This window comes from Spongiactinospora rosea (assembly GCF_003315795.1).
GTDB lineage: Bacteria > Actinomycetota > Actinomycetes > Streptosporangiales > Streptosporangiaceae > Spongiactinospora > Spongiactinospora rosea.
On the sequence record NZ_QMEY01000018.1, the window covers coordinates 33,656 to 59,479 of the forward strand.

At 67.8% G+C, this 25,824-nt stretch carries 24 protein-coding genes; 10 read left to right on the top strand and 14 right to left on the bottom strand.

The annotated features are described in order from the left end of the window. Positions 1 to 24: 24 nt before the first annotated feature. A complete protein-coding gene (locus DP939_RS31310; protein WP_113984443.1) occupies positions 25 to 774 on the bottom strand; it encodes an AfsR/SARP family transcriptional regulator in 750 nt (249 codons plus the stop codon). 227 nt (positions 775 to 1,001) lie between these two features. Between DP939_RS31310 and DP939_RS31315 the strand changes: the two genes are divergently transcribed. Next, entirely contained in the window at positions 1,002 to 1,325 is a 324-nt protein-coding gene (locus tag DP939_RS31315) for a TcmI family type II polyketide cyclase (RefSeq protein ID WP_113984444.1), read from the top strand. After that, the gene (locus DP939_RS31320; protein ID WP_225878613.1) at positions 1,313 to 2,353 is read left to right on the top strand and encodes a methyltransferase; all 1,041 of its coding nucleotides are present in this window, start codon (positions 1,313 to 1,315) and stop codon (positions 2,351 to 2,353) included. Before DP939_RS31315 ends, DP939_RS31320 begins: the two co-directional genes overlap by 13 nt. 24 nt (positions 2,354 to 2,377) lie before the next feature. On the opposite strand, the gene DP939_RS31325 is transcribed toward DP939_RS31320, so the two are convergent. Then, on the bottom strand, positions 2,378 to 3,190 hold the full coding sequence (locus tag DP939_RS31325) for an AfsR/SARP family transcriptional regulator (RefSeq protein ID WP_113984445.1): 813 nt from the start codon (positions 3,188 to 3,190) through the stop codon (positions 2,378 to 2,380). Between the two features lie 36 nt (positions 3,191 to 3,226). Beyond that, entirely contained in the window at positions 3,227 to 5,506 is a 2,280-nt protein-coding gene (locus DP939_RS31330; protein ID WP_113984446.1) for a terpene synthase family protein, read from the bottom strand. A 174-nt stretch (positions 5,507 to 5,680) separates the two neighbouring features. Here DP939_RS31330 and DP939_RS31335 point away from each other — a divergent pair, with 174 nt between their 5' ends. The 3 genes from DP939_RS31335 (at position 5,681) to DP939_RS31345 (ending at position 8,994) form a co-directional block, all read left to right on the top strand. Then, the gene (locus DP939_RS31335) at positions 5,681 to 6,079 is read left to right on the top strand and encodes a hypothetical protein (RefSeq protein ID WP_113984447.1); all 399 of its coding nucleotides are present in this window, start codon (positions 5,681 to 5,683) and stop codon (positions 6,077 to 6,079) included. A gap of 24 nt (positions 6,080 to 6,103) precedes the next feature. Continuing rightward, positions 6,104 to 7,972, top strand: coding sequence for a hypothetical protein (locus DP939_RS48895; RefSeq protein ID WP_113984448.1), 1,869 nt, complete (start codon positions 6,104 to 6,106; stop codon positions 7,970 to 7,972). Between the two features lie 122 nt (positions 7,973 to 8,094). Next, positions 8,095 to 8,994: a NaeI family type II restriction endonuclease gene (locus DP939_RS31345; RefSeq protein ID WP_225878627.1), complete on the top strand. Its 900-nt coding sequence runs from the start codon at positions 8,095 to 8,097 to the stop codon at positions 8,992 to 8,994. Between the two features lie 284 nt (positions 8,995 to 9,278). On the opposite strand, the gene DP939_RS31350 is transcribed toward DP939_RS31345, so the two are convergent. Further along, positions 9,279 to 9,764: a very short patch repair endonuclease gene (locus DP939_RS31350; protein WP_113984450.1), complete on the bottom strand. Its 486-nt coding sequence runs from the start codon at positions 9,762 to 9,764 to the stop codon at positions 9,279 to 9,281. A gap of 127 nt (positions 9,765 to 9,891) precedes the next feature. Here DP939_RS31350 and DP939_RS31355 point away from each other — a divergent pair, with 127 nt between their 5' ends. Continuing rightward, on the top strand, positions 9,892 to 11,163 hold the full coding sequence (locus DP939_RS31355) for a DNA cytosine methyltransferase (protein ID WP_199565537.1): 1,272 nt from the start codon (positions 9,892 to 9,894) through the stop codon (positions 11,161 to 11,163). A 21-nt stretch (positions 11,164 to 11,184) separates the two neighbouring features. On the opposite strand, the gene DP939_RS31360 is transcribed toward DP939_RS31355, so the two are convergent. After that, positions 11,185 to 11,880, bottom strand: a complete 696-nt coding sequence (locus DP939_RS31360; RefSeq protein ID WP_225878614.1) for a hypothetical protein — start codon at positions 11,878 to 11,880, stop codon at positions 11,185 to 11,187. A 108-nt stretch (positions 11,881 to 11,988) separates the two neighbouring features. On the opposite strand from DP939_RS31360, the gene DP939_RS31365 reads away from it, so the two are divergent. From DP939_RS31365 to DP939_RS31375, 3 genes are all read left to right on the top strand, one after another. Further along, a complete protein-coding gene (locus tag DP939_RS31365) occupies positions 11,989 to 13,398 on the top strand; it encodes a ParB N-terminal domain-containing protein (RefSeq protein ID WP_113984451.1) in 1,410 nt (469 codons plus the stop codon). Further along, a complete protein-coding gene (locus DP939_RS31370) occupies positions 13,398 to 15,230 on the top strand; it encodes a DEAD/DEAH box helicase (RefSeq protein WP_113984452.1) in 1,833 nt (610 codons plus the stop codon). The genes DP939_RS31365 and DP939_RS31370 overlap by 1 nt, the downstream gene beginning before the upstream one ends. Before the next feature lie 121 nt (positions 15,231 to 15,351). After that, complete coding sequence (locus tag DP939_RS31375; RefSeq protein WP_158578784.1) at positions 15,352 to 16,059, top strand: protein NO VEIN domain-containing protein; 708 nt, start codon at positions 15,352 to 15,354, stop codon at positions 16,057 to 16,059. 13 nt (positions 16,060 to 16,072) lie between these two features. Here the strand turns inward: DP939_RS31375 and DP939_RS31380 are convergent, their stop codons facing one another. Further along, a complete protein-coding gene (locus tag DP939_RS31380; RefSeq protein ID WP_199565538.1) occupies positions 16,073 to 16,384 on the bottom strand; it encodes a DUF6881 domain-containing protein in 312 nt (103 codons plus the stop codon). Further along, the gene (locus DP939_RS49390) at positions 16,338 to 16,784 is read right to left on the bottom strand and encodes an HYD1 signature containing ADP-ribosyltransferase family protein (protein ID WP_113984454.1); all 447 of its coding nucleotides are present in this window, start codon (positions 16,782 to 16,784) and stop codon (positions 16,338 to 16,340) included. Before DP939_RS49390 ends, DP939_RS31380 begins: the two co-directional genes overlap by 47 nt. A gap of 279 nt (positions 16,785 to 17,063) precedes the next feature. Between DP939_RS49390 and DP939_RS31390 the strand changes: the two genes are divergently transcribed. After that, positions 17,064 to 17,912, top strand: coding sequence for an SEL1-like repeat protein (locus DP939_RS31390; RefSeq protein WP_113984455.1), 849 nt, complete (start codon positions 17,064 to 17,066; stop codon positions 17,910 to 17,912). Between the two features lie 112 nt (positions 17,913 to 18,024). On the opposite strand, the gene DP939_RS31395 is transcribed toward DP939_RS31390, so the two are convergent. The 7 genes from DP939_RS31395 to DP939_RS31425 all read right to left on the bottom strand — a co-directional run bounded on the left by DP939_RS31395 (position 18,025) and on the right by DP939_RS31425 (position 25,745). Further along, positions 18,025 to 18,828 carry an SDR family NAD(P)-dependent oxidoreductase gene (locus tag DP939_RS31395; RefSeq protein ID WP_113984456.1) on the bottom strand — a complete coding sequence of 268 codons (804 nt, stop codon included), beginning with the start codon at positions 18,826 to 18,828 and terminating at the stop codon, positions 18,025 to 18,027. A gap of 120 nt (positions 18,829 to 18,948) precedes the next feature. Next, entirely contained in the window at positions 18,949 to 19,248 is a 300-nt protein-coding gene (locus DP939_RS31400; protein ID WP_113984457.1) for a nucleoside triphosphate pyrophosphohydrolase, read from the bottom strand. Between the two features lie 31 nt (positions 19,249 to 19,279). After that, positions 19,280 to 21,307 (bottom strand): xanthine dehydrogenase family protein molybdopterin-binding subunit, encoded by a 2,028-nt coding sequence (locus DP939_RS31405; protein ID WP_113984458.1) that lies wholly within the window; start codon positions 21,305 to 21,307, stop codon positions 19,280 to 19,282. Beyond that, positions 21,304 to 22,278, bottom strand: a complete 975-nt coding sequence (locus tag DP939_RS31410; RefSeq protein ID WP_113984459.1) for an FAD binding domain-containing protein — start codon at positions 22,276 to 22,278, stop codon at positions 21,304 to 21,306. Before DP939_RS31410 ends, DP939_RS31405 begins: the two co-directional genes overlap by 4 nt. Continuing rightward, positions 22,275 to 22,805 (bottom strand): 2Fe-2S iron-sulfur cluster-binding protein, encoded by a 531-nt coding sequence (locus DP939_RS31415; RefSeq protein ID WP_225878615.1) that lies wholly within the window; start codon positions 22,803 to 22,805, stop codon positions 22,275 to 22,277. Before DP939_RS31415 ends, DP939_RS31410 begins: the two co-directional genes overlap by 4 nt. A 57-nt stretch (positions 22,806 to 22,862) precedes the next feature. Continuing rightward, positions 22,863 to 24,032: an FAD-dependent oxidoreductase gene (locus DP939_RS31420; RefSeq protein ID WP_113984461.1), complete on the bottom strand. Its 1,170-nt coding sequence runs from the start codon at positions 24,030 to 24,032 to the stop codon at positions 22,863 to 22,865. A gap of 60 nt (positions 24,033 to 24,092) precedes the next feature. Continuing rightward, positions 24,093 to 25,745, bottom strand: coding sequence for a PstS family phosphate ABC transporter substrate-binding protein (locus DP939_RS31425; RefSeq protein WP_199565539.1), 1,653 nt, complete (start codon positions 25,743 to 25,745; stop codon positions 24,093 to 24,095). Positions 25,746 to 25,824: the final 79 nt, after the last annotated feature.

A 25,824-nucleotide genomic window follows, 5' to 3' on the forward strand; every position in this document is an offset into this window, starting at 1 on the left:
CGCCGTCTGAACAGGGCACCCGGGTCAGCCGGCCGCGAGGACCACTCGTTGCAGCTCGCGCATCTCCCCGCTGGGCTCCAGCCCCAGCTCCCGGTGCAGGATGCGGCGCAGGCGCTGGTACACCTCCAGCGCCTCGTGCCGCCGCCCGGCCCGCGACAGGGTCTCCATGAGCTTGAGATGGAACCACTCGTCCAGCTCGTAGACGGTGGTCAGCTCCTTCAGCTCGCCGATCAGCTCCTGGTGCTGCCCCGAGCGCATCCGGGCCTCGATCTTCAGCTTGATCGCGTGCACCCGCAGCTCCTCCAGCCGGGTGCGGTAGATCGCCAGCCGGGGGCCGGTGACCACGTCGGCCAGGGCCGGGCCGTGCCACAGCGCCAGCGCGCCGCACAGCGTCGCCGCCGCGCGCTCCGCGTCGCCCGCCCGCAACAGCTCGCGGGCCGCCCCGACCTGCCGCTCGAACTCCACGGCGTCGAGTGAGCCCTCCGGGATGTCCAGCAGATAGCCGCCGTGCTTGGTGACGAGACTGGGCAGGCCCGATGGGCCCGCCGCCCGGGTGAACTGTTTTCGCAACTGGTAGACGTAGGTCTGCAAGGTCGTACGCGCGCTGGGCGGCGGACGGCCCTCCCACAGTTCCTCGGTCAGCACGTCGGTCGGGATCACCTCGCCCGCCGCCGACAGCAGCAGCGCGAGCACGCTGCGCTGCTTGGCGGCGTTGGGGGTGACCCGCCGCAGGCCGTCGTGGACCTCCAGGGTGCCGAGCACCTGAAAACGCATTCGCCCCTCCCGATCGCCGGCGGTCACGTGTCCCACCTGATGTTGTAGCGGTCGGCCCTGACGCCTCACTGTCGTCTTCCTTTCTTATGGGCTCGGCAGGAGTTCGGTGGCGCTTCGGTGGGCCGTTCGAAGCCCGCTCAAGTGCGGTTCGAGAGCCACCGCGCAGACTCCTGAGCAGAGCGCTCATGCGCTCGCGGCCCTCGCCACCTACGGGAGAAATCACACGTATGGAACGAATTCTGATCGTCGCCCGGATGCGGGAGCCCGCGGAGGCCGAGATCGCCCGGCTCTTCGGCGACTCCGACGGCAACACCCCGCTGCCCGAGCTGGGCGGTGCGGTGAGCCGCAGCCTGTTCTCCTTCCAGGGGCTCTACTTCCAGCTCATGGAGGTCGAAGGCTCGGCGAAGGAGACGATGGCGCAGATCCGCGAGCGGCCGGAGTTCCAGGAGCTGAGCCGCAACCTGACGCAGTACATCGAGCCGTACGACCCCCAGAGCTGGCGGTCGCCGCGCGATGCCATGGCCACGGAGTTCTATCGGTGGGAGCGGTAACGGACATGAAGGACACCGCGGTGACCCGCGAGTCGCTGTTCGGCATGATGCAGGCGTACAAGATGACCAGCCTGCTGCGGACCGGCGTGTCGATGGGCGTGTTCGACGCCCTGGCCGGCGGCCCGGCGACGGCCGAGGCGGTCGCCGACCGGCTCGGCTGCGCCCCGCGCGGCATGCGCATCCTGCTCAACGCCCTGGTCGCGGTGGGCCTGGCCGAAGAGCGCGACGGCAACTACACGCTCCCGCCCGGGGTCGCCGACCTGCTGGTCGCGGGCGGTCCCGGCTATCTGGGCGACATGGTCAAGGTGATGTCCAGCGACTGGGAGTGGGACGCGCTGAAGCGGCTGGACGACGCCGTACGCCGGGGCGGCACGGTCCTTGAGGTGCACGCCGAGACCCCCGGCTACCAGTACTGGGAGGACTTCGCGGCCTACGCGGTGGCGGTGGCCCGGCCCACCGCGGGCGTGGTCGCCGACGCGCTGAAGTCGTGGGCGAGCGGGCGGGAGTCCATCGACGTGCTCGACGTGGCCTGCGGCCACGGCCTGTACGGCCTGACGCTGGCCCAGCGCAACCCGCAGGCCAACGTGTGGGCGCTGGACTGGCCCAACGTGCTCACCCAGGTGGAGACGCACGCCGGCCAGCTGGGCGTGCGCGACCGGCTGCACCAGGTGCCCGGCGACATGTTCCAGGTGCCGCTCGGCGGCCCGTACGACGCCATCCTGGTCACCAACGTGCTGCACCACTTCTCCGAGCAGCGGGCGGGCGAACTGCTGGCCCGGCTGGCGCCCGCGCTGAAGCCGGACGGCAAGATCGTGCTGGTCGGCTTCACGCTCGGCGACGAGAACCCGGCCGACGACCCGGCCCCGCATCTGTTCTCGATCCTGATGCTCGCGTGGACCTACGAGGGGGAGGTCCACTCGATCGCGGCGTACGACCGGATGCTCACCGCCGCCGGCTTCACCACGGGCCGCCGCCACGATGTGCCCGGCCTGGCCTTTCGCGTGCTGGTGGCCGACAAGGCCGGCTGATCGCCGATGCGCGGGGGAGGGAGGTCACAGGGCGCGGCGGGCCAGGCTACGGTGCCAGCCGCGCTCGGTGGCCAGCGCCGGGTCGCGGGTCAGCACGGCCTGGTGCAGGCCGTACAGCTCGTCGCCGACGTCCAGGCCGTACTCCTGGCGCAGCACCGCCGACAGCGAGTCATAGACCTTCAGCGCCTCGACCTGCTGCCCGCACCGGAACAGCGCGATCATGAGCTGCCCGCACAGCCGCTCGCGCAGCGGATGCCTGACCACCAGCCGGCGCAGCGTCGCCACGATCTCGGCGTGGTTGCCCAGCGTCAGCTCCACGTCGAACCGCCGGTGCAGCGCCCGGAACCACTCCTCGGTGAGCTGTGGCACCTCGTCGCGGACCAGCGAGTCGGAGGCGATGTCGGCGAGCGCCGGGCCCCGCCACAGCCCCAGCGCCTCGCGCAGCAGCCGGGCCTCCCCGGCCAGGTCGCCCACGGTCTCGGCGCGGGACGCCTGGTCGAGGAGGTCGCGGTACCGCAGCAGGTCGAGGTCGTCGGCGGCCACCTCGATGAAGTAGCCGCCCGGACTGGTGTGGATGCTCTGACAGGCGCCGTGGCCGTCGCCGAGCACCCGGCGCAGCCGCGCCAGGTGCGTCTGCAGCGACGCCCGCGCGTCGCGCGGGAAGCGGTTGTGCCACAGTCGCTCCATCAGGTCGTCCGCCATGACCACCCGGTTGGCGGACAGGAGAAGCGCGGCCAGGATGACCCGTTGTTTGGCGGCGTTGACGACGATCGCCTGGCCGCCGCGCCGGACATCGAGTGGTCCCAGGATCGCGAACTGTAGTGAGGCATGCCGCATGCGTGACCCCCCGGGCTTCTCTGTGTAGTCAAGAGATTACATAAGGTCAACATCCTTTGACCAGGGGCGGCTCGCGACTCGCAGCGCGGATGTGCCGAGGCCCGAGGGCAGCAGCGCGAACTCCGCGTGCGGATCGGCGGACCGGTACCTGCGCCGCAGCTCAGGTTCGCCGTAGCGCTCGCACTCCTGGTGCCAGGCGAGGATGCCGGACATCCAGTCCTTCAGGGCGTCGGCCTCGCGCAGCAGCGCCGCGCGCACCTGCTCGTCCAGCTTCAGCGTCTCGAACATGGCCGGCAGATCGACCGACGCGATGTGCTCGAACTGCCGCATCCGCGCCTCCATCAGGTCGGCCACCACGTCGCGGGCCTTCAGCCGGTCGGTGTCGAGGAAGTGCTCGACGACCACCACGATGTTGTGCAGCTCACCTTCGAACTCGACGTCCTTCTGATAGGAGAACAGGTCGTTGGTGAAGCACGCGTAGTCGCTCGCGGCGGTCTCCAGCTCGCGCAGCACCCGGTGCCGGTACAGCTCCTCGGGCACCAGGTGGGCGTGCGGCAGCCGGGCCAGGGCGATGGTGAGGTCGGAGCCGAACGTCCTGCGGCGCATCTCGACGTAGTCGATCGGGTCGGGGATGCGGTTCTGGGCCTGGTTGCCCAGCTCCCACAGCCAGCTCTCCAGCATCACCTCGATGGTCTTGCGGAACCGGACGCGGGCCGCGTCGCTCAGGCGCTCCGCCGTACGCCGCCACAGGTCGTCGATCCCGCGCTCCAGCGGGTGCTCGGCGGCCACCGTCACCGGGGCGTCGAGGTCCAGCGGCATGAGCGCGAGCAGCCGCTCGTTGGTGAGCCGGGCCGTGGCCAGGTCGCGGCGCGCGCCGAAGACCAGCGGGTAGTAGTCGTCGGCGTAGGTGCCCCACGACAGCCACTCCGAGGAGATGAACAACTGCTCGGCGTCGGCGTCGGCGTGGATGTTGGCGGCGCAGTACGGGAAGTCGTACCCGACGAACTCCCGCTCGGTCCACAGCGCGCCGCGCTCGACCCCCGGCAGCGACTCGAACATGCCCATCCGGCGGGCCCAGGCCACCGCGTGCTCGCGCGCGGCCGGAAGGTGCGGGCTGGTGCGGACCGGGAACGGCATGTAGAGGTCGGGCACCGGCAGGTGGCCGACCGGCAGGAACGGCTTGAACGAGTACTGGCGCATCCGCTGGCGAAAGCCCGGCCGGTCGGGCGTGGGCAGCAGCCAGGTGGCCGCCGAGGAGCCGAGCGCCGGGAACCCGAACGCCGGCGCGCCCACCGCGGGCCCGTCGCCGGTGGCCAGCTCGTCGTTCATGTATCGGCTGGACCTGGCGTGCCACTCGTGCCCGCCGGACTGCCAGTCCTGCAGGCCCTTGACGTAGGCGGCCACCGCGACCTGCTCGTGCGCCGGGCAGGCCCGGTCGGCGAGCAGCGCCGGGACCTCGGTCAGCGCGGTGTTCTCGAACTGCTGGAGCCGGGAGGTCAACTGGTCGTTGACCAGCTCGGCGGCCTCCTGCGTGGAGCAGCCGAAGAACCGCTCGAAGACCAGCACCGCGTTGGCGTTCTCGCCCTCCTCGCGGACCTCGCGCTCATAGGAGAACAGGTCGTTGCGCAGGTGGACGGCGTCGGCGAAGGTGTCTGCCAGCACCTCCATCGGCCGCGTCGCGGCCAGCCGGTCGGGCACCTCGGCCCGCACCGCGTACTCCACGAGGTTGGCCGACCAGGGCGCCCCGCCCACCCGGCGGCGCATCTGGACGTACTCGATCGGGTTGGCGATCCGCCCCCTGTTGATGTTGTCGAGCTCCCACATCGACTCCACCATCAGGTTGTGCGTGCTGGTGATGAACCGCCGCCGCCAGCCGTCCGACATCGCGGGCACCGTGCGCGCCCACAGGTCGGCCAGCCCGGCCTCGCACGGGTTGGTCGGCTCCGGCGGGGTCTCGCCGTCCATCGTCATGAAGCGTTCCAGCCGGTCCAAGTACGCCTGCGCGCCCTCGGTGTCGCCCGTGTGCTTGTAATGGGCGAGGAAATGGTCGTCGAAGAAGAAGACCCAGACGTACCAGTCGGTGATCAGGTCGAGCGCCGGGCCGTCGCAATCGGGGTGGGTGTAGGCGCACATCAACGGGTAGTCCATCCGGTCGAGCTCGGGCTCGTCCCAGATGACACCTCCGCCGGGTTTGGGCGAGTCGAGCATGCCCATCTCCCTGGCCCACGCCGTACTGTGCGCACGCGTGCGCTCCAGGTGGGGGTTGAGCCGCGCCGGGTGCGGCACGTAAAAGCCGGGCAACGTGAAGGCGTGCATGGGCTGCCTCTCATGGTGGCCAACGTACGGTAATGAGCGTGGCACTTTGCGTGGCGTCCCGCAAGGCGGTAAGGCACCGAAGATCTTGAAGTGAGTATGGGGTTACTCATGCGCGTGGGACGGCCGCTGACAAGACTGGCGATCAGGGTTGCAGGCCGTCAAGAGGGGATCACGATGCCAAACGGGCTGAGCCCGGCCGCGTTCATCCTGCCCGACGTCGGCGTGGACCGTGACCCCCGGGTACGGGCCGACTTCGAGTTCCGGTCCGGCGGCGTGCGCGTCGGCTGGTACAAGTTCATCAGCTACGACATCGACAAGATCCAGTCCACCCGGCTCTGGCTCGACCACCTGGTCGTGACGATCATCAAGGGCCCCGAGGCGATGAAGGAAATCCCCGCCCACGAGACCGACGCCGTGCTCCGGACCCACGCCGCCTCGGCCGACAACTGGGCCGCCCGCTCCCGCCGCCTCCAGTTGCTGCTGGGCGGCACGCTGACCGCCGAATGGGACGTCGAGTTCCCGGTGGCCCTCTATCCCTTCCGGCTCGACGGCACATGGACGCTCGCGGGGTAGTGATTGGTGCCACACTAGGGTGCCGTGAGGACCTTCTATGAGCCTGATGAGGACGAGGAGTTCGAGGCGGCCAAAGACCTCATCGTCCGCAGGTGCGCCGCCTGGGCGGCCGAGCGCGGTTCGCGGGCCGATGAGGCGGTGCTCGCCGCGGCTCTGGACTCGCGGCACGTGAGCGTGGACGGGCGGCTCGCGTACTGGGGGCGCGACCAGGTCCGCCGGTTCCTCTGCGAGTACGTCCCGCGCCACATCATCGCCGACCAGGACGTCCTGGAACGCGCCCCGGAGAGCCTGCTGACCCTGCTGCGGCACCTGGCGGACACCGGGCTGCTCGACCCGCGCGGCCTCGACCCGGACGCCCTTCCGGCCGCGATCTCCGAGGCCGCCGCGGACTATCCGGACATCGTCGCCGATCCGCGGCGGCAGTCGCTCGCGAAGTACTGGACCCTGCTGGCCCTGGACCACGGCGTCGACCTTGAGGACCAGGACGCCCTGGACCGCTTCCAGCAGGACATCGACGCCGGCCGCGTGCCCTGCGACCACGAACTGCTCGACGAGCTGGCCATTGCCCAGTTCCTGGGCGAGGATCAGGAGGACGGACGGGCGTTCGCCCAGCCGCCGGTGGCCCTCCCGCCCCCGGCCGAGGTGGCCGAGGCCGCGGCCCGCAGCGAGACCGTCCGCCGGCTCACCCTGCTGTACGAATGGGCCGATGACCAGCCGCTCACCGCCAAGGGCCGGCTGCGCGCGGCCGACGCCCGCGAGCTGGCCGCGCTGCTCGGCGTCGAGTCCCCCCAGATGCTGCTCGCCTGGGCACGGACGGCCGGCCTGGTCCGCGTGGTCAAGGGCCGCCTGCGGCGCATCGCCAAGGCCGCGCCCCTCGTACGCGACCCCGAGGCGCTGTGGCGACGCGCCTTCGAGCGGTTCTTCGAACTGGGGGCGGAGATCGGCACGGGCGACTCCATCCTGTCCGAGTGGTTCGACGAGATCATCCCCGACGTCCTCAACACCCTGTACGGCATGCCGTCCCCCCTCCCGGTGGCCCGGCTGCAGGAGACGGTGTGGCTGGCCTGCCAGGAGAAGTACCTGGTCGAGGACGACGAGCACTGGCGCGCGGGGGTGGACGCCGACCTGGATGCCGCCTTCGCGGCCCTCGCCACGCTCGGCGCCGTCGAACTCACCCACGGCATCGCCGACGCCCTCTACTCCAGCGACCTGCGCCCCTCCGACGATGGGGACGAACCACCGCCGCTGCCCCCCGAAGTGTGCGAACGCCTCCTCGTCGTACTCGCCGAGCCCGGCCCCCTGGTCCACCTGACCCCCCTCGGCACGAGCGCGACCCGCGCCCGCATGCTGGCCGACGGCCGCGACGTCCCCCTGCTCGGCGAACTCGCCGGCGCGCCCCCCGCCGGCCTGCTCGGCGTACTCGCCCAGCACTACCCGGAGGAGGAGGCCGCCATCGAACTGGCGGGCTGGCTGTCGGCCCACGACGGCGACACCGAGCCCCTGCTCCAGGCCGTACGCGACTGCCCCTACCGCACCCGCGCCTCCGCCATGCTCGCCGTCCTGGCCGGAGCCCACCCCGACGGCCCCGCCCTCCTGACCCGCCTGCGCCACGACCGCGTCATCGGCCCCATCGCCATGACGGCCCTCGTCGAGGAAGGCCGCCTCTCCCACGACGACCTCACCGCCGACGACCAACTCGCCATGCTCACTGAGGCCATGCTCGCCCTCCTCGAAATGGGCGGCCCCGAGGCCGTCCACGACCAACTCGCCACCCTCCCCACCCCCGCCGCCCACGAACTCGTCCAAGCCGTCGCCACCTCCCCCCACCCCGCCCCCACCGCCCTCACCGACTTCCACACCCTCATCGCCACCCCCCTCCTACGCCCCCATTGACCCACTCCGCCCAAAGAAGCTCCCCCCGCCTCAACCACAGCCCACACCCTCTCTGCACCCACAACCTCCTCAGCGCTGAACTCATCGCCTCCGGGAGTCTGGAGAATCGCTACTTGCATGACGTGGACGCTGAGCTGGAAGCAGTAGCAGCTCATCTGCTGGCGCTTGACTGCAGCGGAAGAAGAATGGGGGGTGCGATCAGGCGTACTTTTGACATGCTGTTGGACGGGCAGCATACTGGACGTTTTCGCTGGGAACAGCTCCACAAGACAGAAAAGACGCACTGCGGAACTCTGGTTGAAATCAACCTGCAGCGTGAGTTCGATTTCGCCGACGGCGAGATACTGGACTATTCCATTGCGAACGCAGAGGTCGACTGCAAATTTTCTCAGAAGCTGGCCGAGTGGATGATCCCGCCGGAGGCTGTAGGCGGGCTGGTCCTGGGGTTGTGGGCCAATGACTTCGCAGGAAAGTGGAGCGCCGGTCTTGTCCGGACCACCGCGGAGAACCTCAACTCTGGGAAGAACAGGGATGCCAAACGGACCTTGAGCCAGCGGGGCCGCTCAGCTATTCGATGGCTATTCAAGGACGCTCCATTGCAGGCCAACATCCTTCTGCATCTGCCCCCACAGGACATCGACGCGATATTTCGGTCGGCGGCTGGGCAGAAGCGGGTCAATGAGCTCTTCCGCCGGCTCCAGGGACGCCCTATCAGCCGGAACGTAGTGGCTACCGTGGCGATGCAAGAGGACTACATGAAGCGGGTCCGCGGCAACGGTGGGGCTCGTACGACACTGCGGGACGAGGGGATCGTCATCTTCGGCCAATACCAGAGGCACTCCGAGATCGCTCTCGCTCTTGGCCTGCCACCGATCGGTCCGGGCGAGTCGATGAGTGTCCGGCTCGCCCGCCGGCGACCGCACCATGAAGGTGCTGCTTCTGCCGCGATCGACGGTGAGCGTTGGGTGGTCGCTGGCTCTAGCGATCCGCCGGAGCGCGCCCCACTGCTGCCCCGGATCTGATCCCTGGCTAGCCGCTAAACGGTGCCGTTACCAGCCAAACGACAGCTTCTGTAACCTGTCGATGGTGGGGGCATTTATCGGCGTGGTCGCTGGGGCGAAGAGGGCTGCGGCGTACCATGGTGCAAGAGGTGCAGCGGGTGGCTTGCCAGCGCTCACTCAGGGTGGCCGGCAAGAGGCGGCCGATCGTTCGGCCAGTGGCTTGCTGGGTGAGGCGATCAGCGGCAATTGCCGCGTTTGGGTGAAGCACTGGGATGCTTTACCGTCGCTCTGGGAGAGACCATGCCTCAGCCAGGGTGATTTTGGCGGCGGCTATCGCTAACCTCGCTCGTATGTTCGGGCTCAGGGCGCAGTGCCGTGACCACGGCCTCGACGGCTGTCGTCAGCGGCTCATGCTCCCAGAGGCGGACCACCTTCCAGCCGGCTGCCTCCAGTGCGGCGTTGACGGTCTGATCGCGTTCCATGTTCCGGCGCAGTTTCGGCGTCCAGTACCACTCGTTGGTTGTGGGCTGACGGCCGTGATCGGGGCATACATGCCAGAAGCATCCGTCGACGAAGACTGCGACCTTCCGGGCGGTGAACACGATATCCGGCCGGACCTTCACCTTCTCGAGATCGATCCGCAGGTCCTTCCGGTACCGGTAGCCCAGCCGATGGAGCGCGCTCCGGAGTACCACCTCCGGCTTGGTGTTGGCCCGGCGGTTGGCCTGCATGTTCTTCGACCGGCCTTCGTTGAGCGGTGCGGGGTAGAGCCCCTGCTCATGGGCCTGCATCCTGGCTTGAAGTCGTCTGTGCTCAGACAAATCTGGTGTCCCGATAGGCTCACGGCTCACTGTCTTCTCCGAGAAGATACAACTGCCCGGCGGCCCGCGCGGCTACCAGATCACGAAAGGGGTCCCTGTGACCGAGCAACCACTTCGCGTCATCGAGATCTGTGCCGGGGCCGGTGGCCAGTCGCTGGGGCTCGAGAAGGCAGGATTCGAACACGAGCTCGCCATCGAGCTGGACGAGAACGCCGTCAACACACTGAGGCACAACAGGCCACGGTGGAAGGTTCTGCACGGAGATGTCGCGGACACGTCTGTCTGGAAGCCTGCTGACTATGCCCCCAGAGAGCCGGGACAACGCCCAATTGATCTGCTGGCAGGAGGGGTTCCCTGCCCGCCGTTCTCTATAGCTGGAAAGCAACTGGGCGCAAACGACGAACGCGATCTGTTCGCCTGGGCGGTAGAGCAGGTGAACGTACTTAAGCCTCGCGCAGTACTCCTGGAGAACGTACGCGGGCTGAGTATGCCACGATTCGCCGGATACCGGCAGCATGTTCTGGACCGCCTCCAGGAGTTTGGGTATGCGGCGGAGTGGCGTCTTTTGCAGGCCGCGGACTTCGGAGTGCCGCAACTCCGGCCGCGATTCGTGCTGGTTGCTATGCAGCGCGAGTACTTCGCGCATTTTCACTGGCCTGAGCCTGCCGGTGAGCCGCCCACAGTCGGCGAGGTCCTGCTGCCGCTGATCTCCGCCAGAGGCTGGAAAGAAGCTGAGGCCTGGGCCAAAGTGGCGAGCGGCATAGCGCCGACAATCGTGGGCGGATCCAAGAAGCACGGTGGTGCGGATCTTGGCCCGACGCGTGCCAAGCGGGCGTGGGCCGCATTGGGAGTGGACGCGCTCGGAGTCGCGAACGAGCCCCCAGCACCTGATGACACCTTTCCTGTAGGCCCCAAGCTCACCTGCGAGATGGTCGCGCGAATACAGGGCTGGGACGGGGATGAGTTCGACTGGACGTTCACTGGCAAGAAGACCTCGACCTATCGGCAGATCGGCAATGCATTTCCGCCGCCAGTCGCCAAGGCACTTGGTTTGGCGATCGCCGCCGCGCTGAACCGCACGGCTCCGCAGCGAGAGCTAGACCGGGATAGCGAGCACGACCCTGTGTATCGGGCACTTCGCGACCGGGGTGACTTCATGACCGCAGCGCAGATCGCCCGGGCCGTCGGCAAGGAGTTGGAGCCGCATGAGCTTGAGCACACGATAAGCTTGCTGAGCCGTGACTTTCATATAGATATCAGCGATAAGACGCCAGTAGCTTATAAAATCGGCGATTTCAAGGGTTTCCTGGGACAGGACGACCACGTCAGGCACTCGTTGTTCGAGAAATCCCGGAGTCGCATCAGCTAACAGCCATGGGCACCCGCAGGATCAGTCCTCCAGTGCGTCGAGGACTTCCTTCCGGGCCTCTTCTGGCAGACGCCGATAGCTGCTCCACGCCCGCTCAAGAGGAGTCGAGCCACGGCGGCCCCGTTCGATCCAGCGCCTGAGACGGCGCTGGTCGTGGGCTTCGAGCGTCTTGATGTCAGCGAGTACTTCATCAGCTCGGGCGGGCACGCCGAGGTCGCCGGCGCGGCAGCGCTTACACTGCGTGGCGAGCAGCATGCTCTCACTGCCGTCTGGAAGGATGGCAGCGACTCGCGTGACCGACAGGACGGCCGTCTGGTTGGAGTCATCGAGATACGGCTCGCCGCCGGAGATCCCGCAGATTGTGCACATGTAATCGTCACGTTGCAGGATGGCCTGCTTCTCCTTGGCCGAAATCGCCTTGCTGGGCGCAGCGGCACGGCGCGCGGCAGGATCCCACACCGGTACGCCGGCTTCAACGAAGCGCTGGTCCTCCGCGGTCAGTGTCGCGTCCTCAGTGTTGGTCAGGATGACCCAGCCGTAGTCACGAAGGTCGCGCACCCGCCGGTCCACCTGCGAGATGCCTGGGAACGCCGCACGGAGCTGGCCTTTGGTGAAGGTATTGCCCTCGCCGACAACCTGGGTGAGCCAAAGAGCGGCCCTGACCATGGTGCCGGCGTTGTGATCTGGGTCGTTCCAGGCGCGGGGGGGCATATCCATTGCTTCCTTTTCTCCAGGCGCAACATGAGGATCATCCTGGGCGCTGGCTGCGCTCTCTATCATGATGCCTGGAGTTCTGTATCACCTGGATCACCTGGAGGCGACGGCATGGCTGTGAGATTCGGTGTCCCTCCCGAGGGCGAGAAGATCCGCAGCTTGGTGGAGGAACGCCTGAGGCAGGCCATGTCCGAGGACTCCGCCAAGATCACGGTTGACTGGCGCGGCGAGCAGCGGCACCTCTACGTGATCTCGATGCCCGTTGACGTGCTCTACTTCAACGCCGACACACATCGAATCCGGGCGCAGAGGACCCTGGATCCAAAGCGCAATCGGATCCTGGAGGAAGAGCCCTGGAGCGAGGCAGCGCAGACATACCTCCATGACCTCCTCCGGCAGAAGGCATCCGACCCGAACCAGACGGACCCCGACTACACAGCTCTGATGGATGAGCTGGAGGACTTCGGGCAGCGAGAGCCAGGGATCATCAGCCCAGACGGAATCATCGTCGACGGGAACACCCGCTGTGCGGCTCTGCGGGATCTCGGAGTCAAGGACATTCGCGTTGGCGTACTGCCCGCCGACACCTCGCGCCGGGACATCAACAGCGTCGAACTCGCCCTTCAGCTCCGCAGGGACAAGCGAAGGGACTACTCCTACATCAACCGCCTCATCGCGATCGAGGAGGAACTCGCCAGCGGGCGGCGAGAGGAGGATGTGGCCCGTGACTTCAACATCAAGGTGAAGACTCTGCGGGCCGACCGCTGGGTCTACCAGATGATTAACGAAGCCATTGAGCGCAGCAGCGTGGACGGTCGTTCGCCGCTCAGGCTGATCGACTTCGAGGAGCATCAGGAAAAGCTCCGGGAATTGCAGCGGGACTTCGCGAAGAAGGCCGCAGTTGACCCCGACGCCGCCGAACTGCTCAAAGAGGCAAGGCTCGCGATGGTCGTGCTCAACTACCCGAAAACTTCACTCCGATATGCGGAGGAAGACTTCCATAGCAGATACCTCGACGAACGCCTGCCCGCCGATCTACGCCCGGCCGTACAGGAGTCTGGCACGGTCTCGATTCCGGGTTTGCCCGGCGTCACGGTTCAGGATGGTACGGCCGCCGTCAAATCAGCTCGCGCGCTCACCGACCAGCTGCTCCAGGCGGAAGCGGTGAGAGTAGCGGGCGGCGGGGAGAACTCGGCGGAGGCGGTGGAAGCCAGCCGGTTGATCAAGTCGGCGCGCGAGACATTCGACGTCGCGGTGAAGCTGGCCGGCCAGAACGCTCAGTTCGAGAAGCGCAAGGTCGCCGTCCAGGAACGGCTGACCGATGCCGCTGACTACGTGAGACAGTGTGCCGCGGAATTCGCCGACGCGAAGTCCAAGCGCGCGCTGGATGAGGACGCTTTCGACGATGCGCTGCTGGAACTGCGTGACAGCCTGGCCCGGCTGGCCCGGCAGGCGGGCCGCACCTTCAGCTCGCCGGGCGATGGCGTGGAGTGGCTGCTGGCAGTGACGCGGGAAGACTGATGCTGGAAGCCGTGCAGAAGAACAGCCTGGAGATCGGTTTCGGCGATGGCGTCGCCAGAGCACGCCTGCATGCCCGAGGTGATCGCGAAGATGATCTGAGGAGACTGGCGCTCAAGTTCCGCACCGGCATTCAGCGCAGGGCCGGCATTCTTGAGGTTGACGTCGATGACCTGTTGGTGAATCTTGTCGCCCTCACGTCCTGGCCTGAGCCGGCCACGGTTGTCTGGGACCCCCAACTCGCACAGCTAGCGGCCGACTCCGCGGCTGATGCCCAGGCGATGGGCGAAAGAATCGAAAGCGGTAAGCCTCCCGCCGAGGTCGCTGTTGAGGATGTCCCGCAGTTCCTGGGAGCTTCGTGGAAAGGTGGCCTCACCAGCTTCCAGCTTCGCGACATCGCCCGCTTGCTGTCACTCAGACACGGAGCCAACTTCTCGGTTCCCGGAGCTGGCAAGACCCGCGTCGCATTGGCGGTTTTCAACGCCCTTCGCAGCAAGGGGGTTGACCGCCTTCTGATCATCGGCCCGAAGTCCTGCTACGAGTCGTGGCTCTTCGAGAACCAGGAATGCCTCACCGAGCCGCTGCGCATGGAGGTCTACGGAAAGGAGAACGACCCGTCCGCCGAGGCGCTGCTCGTCAACTATGAGCGCCTGCGCTTCGACGGCGTGGCGAACGACCTCGGCCAGTGGCTGTCGGCACGACCATCGATGCTGCTGCTTGATGAGGCGCACCGGATGAAGCTCGGCGCCGATGGAGCATATGGCGGAGCGTGCCTGGCGCTCGGCCCAAGAGCCAAACACCGCCTCATCCTCACGGGTACGCCGGCCCCCAACGGCCCCAGGGACCTGGAGAACCTCTTCGGATTCGTATGGCCGGGCCATGGGCGCCAGAAGGTCATCCAGGCGGTTGCCGGGGGAGACCTCGCGGCGGCGAGCAGAGTGCTGCGCCCCCTGTTCACCCGGACGACAAAGGGTGAACTCGGCCTTCCCCCGGTGACGACGACCCTCCGCACGGTGGCGATGCCACTGCTGCACAAGGAGATCTACGACGCGCTTCTGGGCCGGTTCTCCGCGCGAGCCGCTGGATCCGAGGACGACTTTCTCGCGCTCGGCAGAATCGTCGTCTACATGCTCATGGCCGCGACCAGCCCGGCCTTCCTCGCGGTCGGCACCACTCGTTATGAGCCGCTCGACTACCGTGTACCGCCCCTGACGATTCCTGAGGGCTCAACCCTGTCGGCACTGATGCACGACTTGCCCAGCTACGAGATGTCGCCCAAGTATCAGGAAGTGCTCGCCATTGTCGCCAGCAATGCCGCGAAGGGGCGCAAGACGCTGGTCTGGTCGACGTTCATCCGGAGCCTGAACACCTTGCAGCGGATGCTGGCTTCGTTCCAGCCGGCCATGGTGCACGGGGGGACGGAGGACCGGGAGGCTGAGATTGCCCGGTTCAGGAAAGACCCCTCGTGTATGGTCCTGCTCTCCAACCCCGCCACCCTCGGCGAGGGCATCAGCCTCCATCACGAGTGCCACGACGCTGTGTATGTCGATCGTGACTTCGCAGCCGGCCGCTTTTTGCAGAGCCTTGACCGTATTCACCGGCTGGGACTGGCACCCGATACGCAGACCCGGATAACGGTCCTGGCCTCCGAGGGAACAATCGACGAAGTCGTCGAGCAGCGCCTGGCGGAGAAGCTCGTTTTCATGGGCAGCATCCTGGACGACCCAGCCGTACGTGAACTCGGAGACCTCTACGAGGAGCCGGCCGCCGGAGCCGGACTCGACCATCGTGACCTGCAGGCGTTGATGGGTCACCTCCATGCCGCTACCGCCTGAGTCCATACTGCGCGCCGCTGCCCGCTGGCTGGAAAGGCTCCCAGCCAGCGGGCACAAGCGATGCCGGGCCCTGTTTTCCGCGCATCCGGACTTCAGCGACTTCACCCCGACCCAGTACGACGTGGCCTACAACTGGCTCAGGGAGGCTGGGCTGCTCGAGCGTGTGGCCGAGCCCGGCCCTGTCCCTCAGAGAATTTTCGAAGCGGCCGTGCTTGGCCTGCCTTGGTTTCAGGACGCGGACATCCTCGTGCAAGACCCTGGCGAACTACCGGAGGATGCTCTTACAGCAGCCGAAGCCCTGGGCATCGACCGTGGACAAGCCTTCCGGCATGTCCACGCGCTCTGGGGCAAGGTTGATCTGGAACAGCGGGAGAGGATCGGCGCGGCAGGTGAAACCGCGCTGGTCAAACTGCTGGAAGGTTCGGTAGACGCTCAGATCAGGCACGTCTCGCAGGCTTCCGATGGGCATGGGTACGACATCGAAGTAGCAGGCACATCCTGCTGGCTGCACATCGAGGTGAAGACTACGCCCCGCCGGCAACGCATTACGGTTTTCCTGTCCCGGCATGAGTACGAGACCATGATCCGTGATCCCGCCTGGCAACTTGTGGCTGTCCGCTTGTCCGCCAACTTGGAGATTGAGGCGGTCTGTTCGGTGCCCCGAGAGTGGATCGCGCAGAACACACCACGTGACCGGGTGGTTAGCGGGCGATGGGAGTCATGCCGTCTGACTGTTCCGCTCAGTGAGATCGCCAACGGTATTACCAGGCTGATGTCACTCTTGTACGATGACGCGTCCCCGATGATCGACGGTACCGCTGGATGGTGAGTGGCCGCCGACGCTACCGGGTCACCGGCCCAGGTTCATCCCCAGGCCCAGCGGCTCTGCTCCATATGTGTTCAAACTCCGCCCTGGTGATCGTCGACGCGGAGAACTCCTCCTGCGCATCGATCTCCTCCACCGGACCAATCGGCACTTCGCTCAGCCCGGTTGCCGCAGTCTCCGTCTCAGCGTCTGCCCGCTCCAGCCGCTCATCACGGAACACCTGAACCTTCCGCAGCTCGTAGCCTTCATCGTCTATCTCGCTGTAGAGCTTTACCGGTTCCTCAGGAAAATCGTGGTGCCACTCCACCCGGAGGTATCGGATCATCATTCGCTCCCCAGCTCACAACCCGGCCCGTAAGGTCGAGCGCTTCCCGGCCCGGGATGACGAAGACGTGCTCCCGGCCCTGGATGATCTCCAGCTCGGCTACGTTGATCCCAACATAGTGGGTGAACCGCCCCGATGCCTCGGGAGCGCGCACGAGCCAGTAGGAAAGCTGTGCGTCCGACATAGCGCCCGGCTTGATGTCGGACACATACTGCCCGTCGCCGTAACGGGCATCCCTGCCGTTCCGCTTTCGCAGAGACGGGTACAACCTCAGACCTCTGAGGATCGACATCATGCTGGTAAAGCGGGTGTAGTGCCAGAATACCTGGTAGTCGTCTCGCGGGGCGGATGAGAGGTACTTGTTTCCGGGATTCCCGGACTGTGGGTCAGAAGTCACGTCCATATAAAAGCACCCCCTCGATCAGGGGTAGCGGTCGCTGCCCAGGAAATGCGATTGCAGAATATTGAACTTTGTTGCATGACCGTAGGCGCCGGTCTTGCAAGCGGCTGATGAAGAGGATGCCGGGCTGAGGCCACAGCTGTGCCAGCTGTATCCGCCGGTCCCCTCAGATCTTCAAAAAAATTCAACGGAGTGAACATGCGGCCCCGGCCTCCTCCGCTCCGCGCCTATGGCATGATCTCCCTATCCTGGTGATTTGCCCGACGTGGGAGGGTATGCCGTATGGTCACCGCAGACAAAGCCTCGCCCCAGTACCCCGAGGCGGCCTGGCGCCTGATCGTCGCGGCTATCGATGCCGTGGGGTGCCCGGCACGCAGGATCGCTGACTGTTCAGAGGGTACTGTCAGCGCCTTTTCTCTCATCGCGCCTGAACTCAAGGGGCATGACCTCACCGACTCGACCCTGAGCCTCTGGCGCCACCGCAAAGTGAAGCGCATTCCCCGCCGCGAGAAGCTGATCGTGTTGAAGCTGACCCTCCTCTGCCTTGGTGACCCTTTGTCTCATAGCTGGTCCGATGCGCAACGTCGGACTGCTTTGCAGAATGCTGTCGAATTCGCTGACGAGGTCTGGAAGGCGCGGGACGAAGATGAGGAGTCTCGCGCGCTTGCTGTCATGATAAAGGGGGATGCTCGGTATGCGCGCACGGTCGAAATGCTGAGCGAGTACGGGGAGCGACTGCTCCGGCAGGTGGGCGTCAGGAGTAGGGGAGAGGCTGAAGCCAAACTGGCGGTGCTGCACCAACTCAACGGGGACAGCGACGATGCCCGATACTGGTCGGTCCTGGCCGCTGCGGTAAATCCTGCCTACAAGGCTGTTTCGTCTCAAAAGGAGCTGTTCAGCACGGCTCGCCGCTTCGCAGCGGGATATGAGCGTGTCCGTGACCGTGAGGCGGCGCGCATGTACCTGGTCCGTGCGGCAGGGGGCGGCGACGGGGACTCGGCCTACCAGCTTGGCCAAATGGCCGAATTGGAGGGAGATGTACGCGTGGCGGTGGATTGGTACCGCCGCGCCGCCGATTATGGCCACCCTGACGGAAGGCTCCGCGCAGAGAGTCTCATGGCCACCTTCTGATGCGCCTCACCCAGAGCACTGGACCTCCTCGCCTACCAAACCGTCCCCGGCAGATCAATCAGACGCCAGGGACGGGAGTGATGGAAAGAGTGTCACGGGGTTGGATGGAAGGTTAGAGGAGGGCGGAGCCGCGGTTGCGGGCGGAGGCGGCTAGGGCTTGGGAGAGGCGTTCGGCGCCGCTGGCGCGTTGCCAGCGGGCCCAGAGGCGGGGGGAGAGGCCGGCGAGGGTGGCGCCGACGCGGAACATGGCGGGGGCGACGTTGATTTCGAGGGCGTTGGTGCGGATGGCGCGTTGGACGGCGCGGGCGACGTCTTCAGGGGTGACGGAGCCGACGCCCGGGGGGAGTGGTACGCCGGAGCGGGCGAACATGCCCTCGTCGCGGACGAAGCCGGGGTGGATCGCCGAGACGCCGATGCCGTGGGGGTGGAGGTCGGCGTGCAGGGCCTGGGTGAAGCCGCGCAGGCCGAACTTGGTGGCGTTGTAGAGCGATGAGCAGCACTGTGCGGTCTTGCCGCACATGGAGTTCATGAACACGAGGTGGCCGCGTTTGGCGGCCATCATCTGCTCGGCCGCGGCGCAGGCCATGACGATCGGGGCGCGGAGGTTGACGTCCAGGCAGCCGTCGATGTCGTCGATGTGGAGTTCGGCCGCGTGCACGGCGGGCATGACCGCGGCGTTGGCGACCAGGATGTCCACCGGACCGGCCTGGCTGAGCAGTTCGCGCGGGCCGTCCGGCTCGGAGAGGTCGGCGGGGATCGCCCGCGCGTCGAGCTCGGTGGCGAGCCGGGCCAGGAGGTCGGCGCGCCGGCCGCTGAGGACGACCTTCACTCCCTGACCGGCGAGGCGTCGCGCTATCGCCCTTCCGATACCTCCGGTGGCTCCTGTGATCAAAGCGGTGGTTCCGGGCAGCCGCATCCCATTGTCCTTACCTCGAACGGCATTGCCCCATCACTATAGGTATTCAGGGTACTTCGTATAGTGAGGATGACGGGAATTGTTCCTAAGTGGTCACACCTCGCCGACGTTCGGCCCCGGTCATCCCAGGTAGAGGCGGTCGGCGAAGGCGCCGCGTTCGTCGCGTTTGGCGTCCGCGATCCGCTCGATGTCGTGCCAGGTGTGCCCGTGGACGGCGGCGAGCGCCCGCAGGACCTCCAGAACGTCGCCGATCTCCGCCGCCACCTCGTCGTGCCCCGCCTCGCTCAGCTCGGTCGACTCCTCGAACAGCTTCGCGATCAGGGCCGCGCGGTAGTCGCTGTCGCCCAAGACGGACACCACCGGCGTCCGCCCGCTCCGCCGGATGATGTCCGGAATCTTGTCGCGGACCAGTTTTCCCATGTCGGAGGACCCTACCGGCCCATTCGGGATTTCAGGAGAGGAGTTTGTCCGGGGTGATGGGGAGGTGGCGGATGCGGTGGCCGGTGGCGTGGTGGACGGCGTTGGCGATGGCGGCGGCGGTGCCGACGATGCCGATCTCGCCGATGCCCTTGCTGCCCATCGGGTTCAGGTAGGGGTCCTCCTCGTCGATCCAGGCGACCTCGATGGCCGGTACGTCGGCGCACGCTGGGACGTGGTACTGGGCCAGGTCGTCGGTGAGGAAGTCGCCGAAGTCCGGGTCGAGGACGGTCTGTTCCATCAGGGCCATGCCGAGCCCCATCGTCATGCCGCCGATGAACTGGGAGCGGGCCAGTTGCGGGGCGATGATGCGGCCCGCGGCGAAGACGCCGAGGAGGCGGGAGACGCGTACCTCGCCGGTGTCGGCGTGCACCCGGACCTCGGCGAACTGCGCGCCGAAGGCGTGCCGGGCGAAGTCGGCGGCCTCGCCGACCTCCTCGGTGGTGTCGGCGGTGGCCTCCTTGCCGCCGTTCTTGAGCAGGGCCTCGCAGGCGCGGACCACGGCGGTGCCCCAGGAGGCGGTGCCCATCGAGCCGCCGGCCAGGGTGGCCTTGGGCAGGTCGCTGTCGCCGATCTCGACGCGGACCTGTTCGGGCGAGGCGCCGAGGGTGTCGGCGGCGATGCGGGTCAGGGCGGTACGCGCGCCGGTGCCGATGTCCACCGCGGCGACCCGGACGATGAAGTCGCCATTGAGCACGCTCACCGACGCCGACGTAGGACGGCGATACGCCGGATAGGTCGAGGAGGCCACCCCGGTGCCGACCAGCCAGCGCCCCTCCAGCCGGATGCCCGGCTCGGGGTCGCGGCGCGCCCAGCCGAACCGGTGCGCGCCCTCGCGCAGGCAGGCGACGAGGTTCCGGGAGCTGTACGGCCGGCCGCTGCCGGGTTCGGCGTCCGGCTCGTTGATGATCCGCAGCTCGATCGGGTCCATCCCGGCGGCGATGGCGAGTTCGTCCATCGCCGACTCCAGGGCGAACATGCCCGGCGCCTCGCCGGGCGCTCGCATCCAGGAGGGCGTGGGGACGTCCAGCCGCGCCAGGTGGTGGTCGGTGCGCAGCGCGGGAGTGGCGTACATGACCCGCCCGACGATCGCGGTCTGCTCGGCGAACTCCTTCAGCGTCGAACTCTGCTCGACCACGTCGTGGTCGAGCGCGGTGAGCCGTCCCTGGGCGTCCGCGCCGAGCCTGACCCGCTGGATCGTCGGGGTGCGATAGCCGGTCATGTCGTACATCTGGTGCCGGGTCAGCGTGAGCTTCACCGGACGGCCGACCGCTCGCGCGGCCAGCGCCGCGATGACCGCCTGCGGGCGCGGCGTACCCTTCGAGCCGAACCCCCCGCCGACATGCCTGGACACCACCCGCAGCCGTTCCGGCGGCAGCCCCAGGACCCGTGCGGTGATGTCCCGGTGGCCGGTCGGCCCCTGCGTCGAGTCGTAAAGGGTCAGGTCGCCGTCCGGCCCCCACACCGCGATGGTGGCGTGCGGCTCCATCGCGTTGTTGTGCAGGACGGGGGTCGTGTAGACCTCGTCCACCGTCACGGCCGCGTCCGCCAGCCCGGCCTCCACGTCGCCCTTCTCGGTGCGCGAGGGGAAGACGGGGTTGACGACCTTGGGCCGGTAGAGGCCGGGGTGGTCGGGGCGCAGGCGTACGTCGTGCGGCTCCTCGTCGTACTCGACCCGCACGCCCGTCCGGGCCGCCTCCCGCGCGACCTCCAGCGTCTCGGCCACCACGACGGCCACCGCCTGCCCGTGGTAGGCGATCTCCGGGCCCTGGAACACCGCCAGTTCCGGATCGCCGGTGTCGCCCAGTTCGGGCCGGTCGGCGCTGGAGAGCACGGCGAGTACGCCGGGCGTGGCCAGCGCGGCGCTCGGGTCCAGCGACCTGATCCGGCCCTTGGCGATGGCCGACTGCACGACGAACGCGTAGACGACCCCCTCGACGTCGTACTCGTAGGCGTACGTGGCCTGGCCGGTGACCTTGTCTCGTCCCTCGACGCGGTTCATGGCGCCAGCTCCCGGAGGGTGGAAGTGATCAGATTGCGGGCCAGCGCGACCTTGTAGGCGTTGCGCGGCAGCGGGCGGGCGAGCGCGAGTTCGGCGTTGGCCGCCGCCGCGTACGCCTCCTCACCCGCGACCGAACCGATCAGGGCGTCCTCGGCGCGGCTCGCCCGCCACGGTACGTGGGCCACGCCGCCCAGCGCGAGCCGGCATTCGCGCACGATGCCGTCGGAGTCGATGTCGAGCAGCGCCGCGATCGACACCAGCGCGAACGCGAACGACGCCCGTTCGCGCACCTTGCGGTAGGTGGACCGGCCGGTCGGCGGGGCGGGCAGCTCGATGGTGGTGATCAGCTCGCCCGGTTCGAGCACGGTGTCCCGCTGCGGGTCGGTGCCGGGCAGGCGGTGCAGGCCGGGCATCGGCACTTCCCGGTCGCCGCCGGGACCCGTGACGTGGACCTTCGCGTCGAGCGCGGCCAGCGCCACGGCCATGTCGGAGGGATGGGTGGCCACGCAGGCGTCGGAATGCCCGATGATGGCGAGATTGTGGTGTTCGCCGGGGATGGCGGGGCAGCCGGTGCCCGGCTCGCGCTTGTTGCACGGTTTGGAGATGTCCTGGAAGTAGCCGCAGCGGGTGCGTTGCAGGAGGTTGCCGCCGACCGTGGCCATGTTCCTGACCTGCCCGGACGCCCCGCTGAGCACGGCCCGCGCCAGCATGGGGTAGCGCCGCCGGATGTCGGGGTGCGCGCCGAGGTCGCTGTTGCGCACGGTCGCGCCGATCCGCACACCGCCGTCGGGCAGCGGCTCGATCCGGTCGTACGGCAGGCGGCCGACGTCCACCAGGCGTTCGGGCGTGGCCACGCCGAGCCGCATGAGGTCCACCAGGTTGGTGCCGCCGGCGAGGTACATCGTGCCCGGCTCGTGCAGGCCGACCGCCTGCCGCCCGTCGCCGGCCCGCACGTAGTCGAACGGTCTCACCGCACCACCTCCGCCTGCGCGCCCGGCGCGGTGACGCCGGCGGCGGCCTGCTCGATGGCGGCCACGATGTTGACGTACGCCCCGCACCTGCAAAGATTCCCGCTCATCCGCTCGCGGATCTCCGCGGCGTCCAGCGCCGGGTCCGCGCTCAGGTCATCGGTGATCGCGCTCGGCCCGCCCTCGTCCAGCATCCCCACGGCGGAGCAGAGCTGCCCCGGTGTGCAGTATCCGCACTGGAAGGCGTCCAGCTCGATGAACGCCTCCTGGAGCGGATGCAGCCCGTCGCCGTCGGCCAGCCCCTCGACGGTGGTCACCTGCGCCCCGTCGCAGGCCACCGCGAGGAGCAGGCAGGAGTTGACCCGCCTGCCGTCCACAAGGACCGTGCACGTCCCGCACTGACCGTGGTCGCAGCCCTTCTTCGAGCCGGTCAGCCGCAGCCGCTCGCGCAGCAGGTCGAGGAGCGATGTGCGCGTATCAACGTCAAGGTGATGCTCCACATCATTGACTCGAACGGTAACAGAAGCCATACCCGAGGTGGTGCCCGTCCGCATGGCGGCCAATCCTTTCCTTGATCCTTCGCCATGCTACGAGGTGGACCGGCTCACACCGGCGGCGGCCCGGAGCGCGCCCTGCGCCGCGCGCACCGCGCTGTTCATGGAGATCTCGCCGCGCATGCCCGGGGCCGCGACCATGTCGCCGGCCAGGAACACCCCGTCGCCGCGCTCGATCGCCGGACGGTCCCGCCAGGTGAAGCCGGGCAGGTCCAGGGCCCCGGTACGTCCCTTGGCCGCGGCCGAACGCTGCCAGGTCACCCGCTCCCGCCAGCCCGGCACCGCCAGGTCGGCGAACGCCTCCACCCGGGCCCGCGCGTCCGCCCTGCTCTCGCCCTTCTGGATGGGCATGTCGAGCTGGAACAGCGTCTCGCCCGCGGGCGCGGTGGTCGGGTCCTGCATGGAGTAGCTCTCGTGGAACCCGCCGGTGTCCAGGTCCCAGCAGATGAACCAGTCCTTCGGGCCGGACCGCACCGCGAGGTCGAGCATCACGCAGTTGCCGCCCTCCCAGCGCAGCGAGGAGTCGCCGAGCAGGCCGCGCGCCGACGACAGTTCGGTCGCGACGATCGTCGGCTCCTTGGGGAGTTCGGTGACCCGGGATTCGAGTTCGATCCGCACCCCCAGCTTCCGGGCGTGCGCCTCCATCCGGCGGACGACCGCCTGCCAGCCGCCGATCACCCAGCGGACCGCGGGCGGCTTGGGCGCGAAGACCCGCCAGAGCAGGTCCCAGACGAAGGCCGCGGACAGCCGGCCGGTGTCGGCGTCGAAGGTCACGACGCTGATCGCGTTCGCGGCGGCCTTGGCGACGTCCTCGCCGTACCGGGCCGAGGCCCAGGAGTGGAAGTCCTGGTCCACGGGCGCGGAACTGCCGCGGTGGGTGAGCATCATGCGCAGGAACCCGAGCGGCGGGAGGCGGTGCATCCGCCCCTCGCGGATGAAACCGATCTGCATCATCTGGCGGAGCGGCGGCTTGCCCAGCGGGCCGGTCAGCCCGCGCTTGACCATCCAGCCCCAGTGCGGTCCGTCGGCGTAGAAGACGTGCGCGCCCTCGTGCGCCACGTACGGCCCGCTGGTCGCCCGGCCCCGGCCGCCCACCTCGCGATGCGCCTCGTACAGCGTCACCTCGGCTCCGCCCTCGGCGGCCGTGATGGCCGCGGTGAGCCCGGCGAGCCCGCCACCCACCACAACGATCTTTTTCGACACGTTCGTCCCTTTCCTGCTTGTCTCACCTCCTAGGAGGGTTTCGCGTGGCGGAATGTGACATCAGCCGGGAAAAGTGTCAGGTGGCACGCACAGCAGCGGGTGCTGGGTGTCGGAGCAGGGCCGGTTGCCGAACGTCCGCAGGATGTTCTTGCCCCCCTGGTCGGTGAGGTACTGCAGGAAGGCGGCCCCGATGGAGTCGGCGGGCAGCTCGCCGTAGGTGTAGGCGAGCTCGGTCTGCCAGTAGGGGTAGCCGCCTTGCTCGATGCCCGAAAGCGTCGCCGGCTGCTGGTCGATGCGCAGGCGTACGACGCCCGCGGGGGCGCCGTCGGCGCTGCTCGCCTCGCTGTAGCCGAGCGCGCCCTTGATCTCGGCCACCTTCTGCAGCAGGGTCTGCGTGTTGTCGGCCTCGCAGTAGACGTTCTTGGAGTTCGGCAACTGGGCGCAGTCGTTCGTCTGGGGCTGGGGTGTGCGTGGCGAGCCGTTCAGGAGGCGCTGCTCCAGGGCGGTCCGGGTACCGGAGCCGGGGTTTCGGCCGACGAGCTTGATGGGAATCGGAGCGCCGCCCACATCAGACCATTTGGTGAACTTCTGCGAGTAGATTCCGCGGATCTGGTCCAGGGTGAGGTCACTGACGTCCGCCTCCTCGTTGACGACGAGGGCATAGGCGGAGTAGGCGACCGGGTGGGAGAGCACCCGGGAGTGGGTGCCCGGGGCCGGCTTTCCGTCGGTGAAGGCGATGTGGTCGCCGAGGCCGATCGTGCCGCGGATGTTGGCCTTCTTTCCGGCCGTTTCCAGCGCGTCGAGCCCCGGGGTGCTGCCGAGGAAGGTCCCGTCATTGATGGGAATCCTGGCCCCTTTGCCCTGGCACAGGCTCACGTACGTCTCGGCGGCCCGGCGTACGGCGGGCCCGAACGCGGTGGACCCGTGCAGGTACAGGGTGCCGCCGACGCAGTCCAGCGGCGGCGGTTCCGGGCGGAAGAACAGCGTGATGCTCGACTGCGCCACGGCCGCCGCCGTCAGCAGGGCGATCAGGAACAGCGCGGGTTTGGAGGCGAAGGTGTGGCTCTCGGTCGGCGCCAGTTTGAGCCGGGACGCCCAGCGGAGCCAGCGGAACAAACGATTCTGCCGCCCGCTCACCGCGGCGCGGAACTCCGGATCGGGAAACTTGTCCCCCGGTTTCCCGGAGGCACGTTCCAGCACCGCCAGGACCTTGTAGTGCTTCTGCGGGTTGAGTTTCACCTTCGGCAGCAGGATGACGCCGGAACCGTCCTCCTCGCCGATTCCGAAGCCGTCCGCCTCGACGGGCTTGTGGTCCTTGTCGCGGGCGATGAAGAAGTCGCGCAGTTCCGGCTGGCCGACCTCGGTCACCGCCATGCCGACGACCCGGCGTTCCCGGAACGTCACGCGTATGCCGGTCGTGTCCGCCTCGGGCGTCAGGTAGTCGCTTTCGACGATCTCCATCCAGCCGGCGTTCTCGATCCGGACCAGGACGAACGACGGTTCGACCAGTTCCCTGCCGTTGTCGTGGATGCGTGACAGCACGTCGGCGCTGGGCGCGTGGAACGTGTCCGTGGCCAGGGTGTCCATCTGCACCCGATAACCCAGCCGTTTGCGGCGGACGACCGCGAACTCCCAGACGAACGCGCCCAGCGGGATCGCGAGGCTGAGGATGGCGACGACCGAGTCGAAATCCCATTCGATGTCGAATAACACCGTCGTTTCCTTATGATGGCGAGGTGGCGTGCCCCCTCCGCCACCACAGACCGGAAATCCCCGGTGCGAATGCCCGCGA

What these genes read in the sequence shown, in the direction of transcription:
- DP939_RS31310 (WP_113984443.1), bottom strand. Translation starts at nt 774, where the DNA reads ATGCGTTTTCAGGTGCTCGGCACCCTGGAGGTCCACGACGGCCTGCGG.
- DP939_RS31315 (WP_113984444.1), top strand. Translation starts at nt 1,002, where the DNA reads ATGGAACGAATTCTGATCGTCGCCCGGATGCGGGAGCCCGCGGAGGCC.
- DP939_RS31325 (WP_113984445.1), bottom strand. Translation starts at nt 3,190, where the DNA reads ATGCGGCATGCCTCACTACAGTTCGCGATCCTGGGACCACTCGATGTC.
- DP939_RS31330 (WP_113984446.1), bottom strand. Translation starts at nt 5,506, where the DNA reads ATGCACGCCTTCACGTTGCCCGGCTTTTACGTGCCGCACCCGGCGCGG.
- DP939_RS31335 (WP_113984447.1), top strand. Translation starts at nt 5,681, where the DNA reads ATGCCAAACGGGCTGAGCCCGGCCGCGTTCATCCTGCCCGACGTCGGC.
- DP939_RS31350 (WP_113984450.1), bottom strand. Translation starts at nt 9,764, where the DNA reads ATGCAGGCCCATGAGCAGGGGCTCTACCCCGCACCGCTCAACGAAGGC.
- DP939_RS31360 (WP_225878614.1), bottom strand. Translation starts at nt 11,880, where the DNA reads ATGGATATGCCCCCCCGCGCCTGGAACGACCCAGATCACAACGCCGGC.
- DP939_RS31365 (WP_113984451.1), top strand. Translation starts at nt 11,989, where the DNA reads ATGGCTGTGAGATTCGGTGTCCCTCCCGAGGGCGAGAAGATCCGCAGC.
- DP939_RS31370 (WP_113984452.1), top strand. Translation starts at nt 13,398, where the DNA reads ATGCTGGAAGCCGTGCAGAAGAACAGCCTGGAGATCGGTTTCGGCGAT.
- DP939_RS31380 (WP_199565538.1), bottom strand. Translation starts at nt 16,384, where the DNA reads ATGATGATCCGATACCTCCGGGTGGAGTGGCACCACGATTTTCCTGAG.
- DP939_RS49390 (WP_113984454.1), bottom strand. Translation starts at nt 16,784, where the DNA reads ATGGACGTGACTTCTGACCCACAGTCCGGGAATCCCGGAAACAAGTAC.
- DP939_RS31390 (WP_113984455.1), top strand. Translation starts at nt 17,064, where the DNA reads ATGGTCACCGCAGACAAAGCCTCGCCCCAGTACCCCGAGGCGGCCTGG.
- DP939_RS31395 (WP_113984456.1), bottom strand. Translation starts at nt 18,828, where the DNA reads ATGCGGCTGCCCGGAACCACCGCTTTGATCACAGGAGCCACCGGAGGT.
- DP939_RS31400 (WP_113984457.1), bottom strand. Translation starts at nt 19,248, where the DNA reads ATGGGAAAACTGGTCCGCGACAAGATTCCGGACATCATCCGGCGGAGC.
- DP939_RS31405 (WP_113984458.1), bottom strand. Translation starts at nt 21,307, where the DNA reads ATGAACCGCGTCGAGGGACGAGACAAGGTCACCGGCCAGGCCACGTAC.
- DP939_RS31415 (WP_225878615.1), bottom strand. Translation starts at nt 22,805, where the DNA reads ATGGCTTCTGTTACCGTTCGAGTCAATGATGTGGAGCATCACCTTGAC.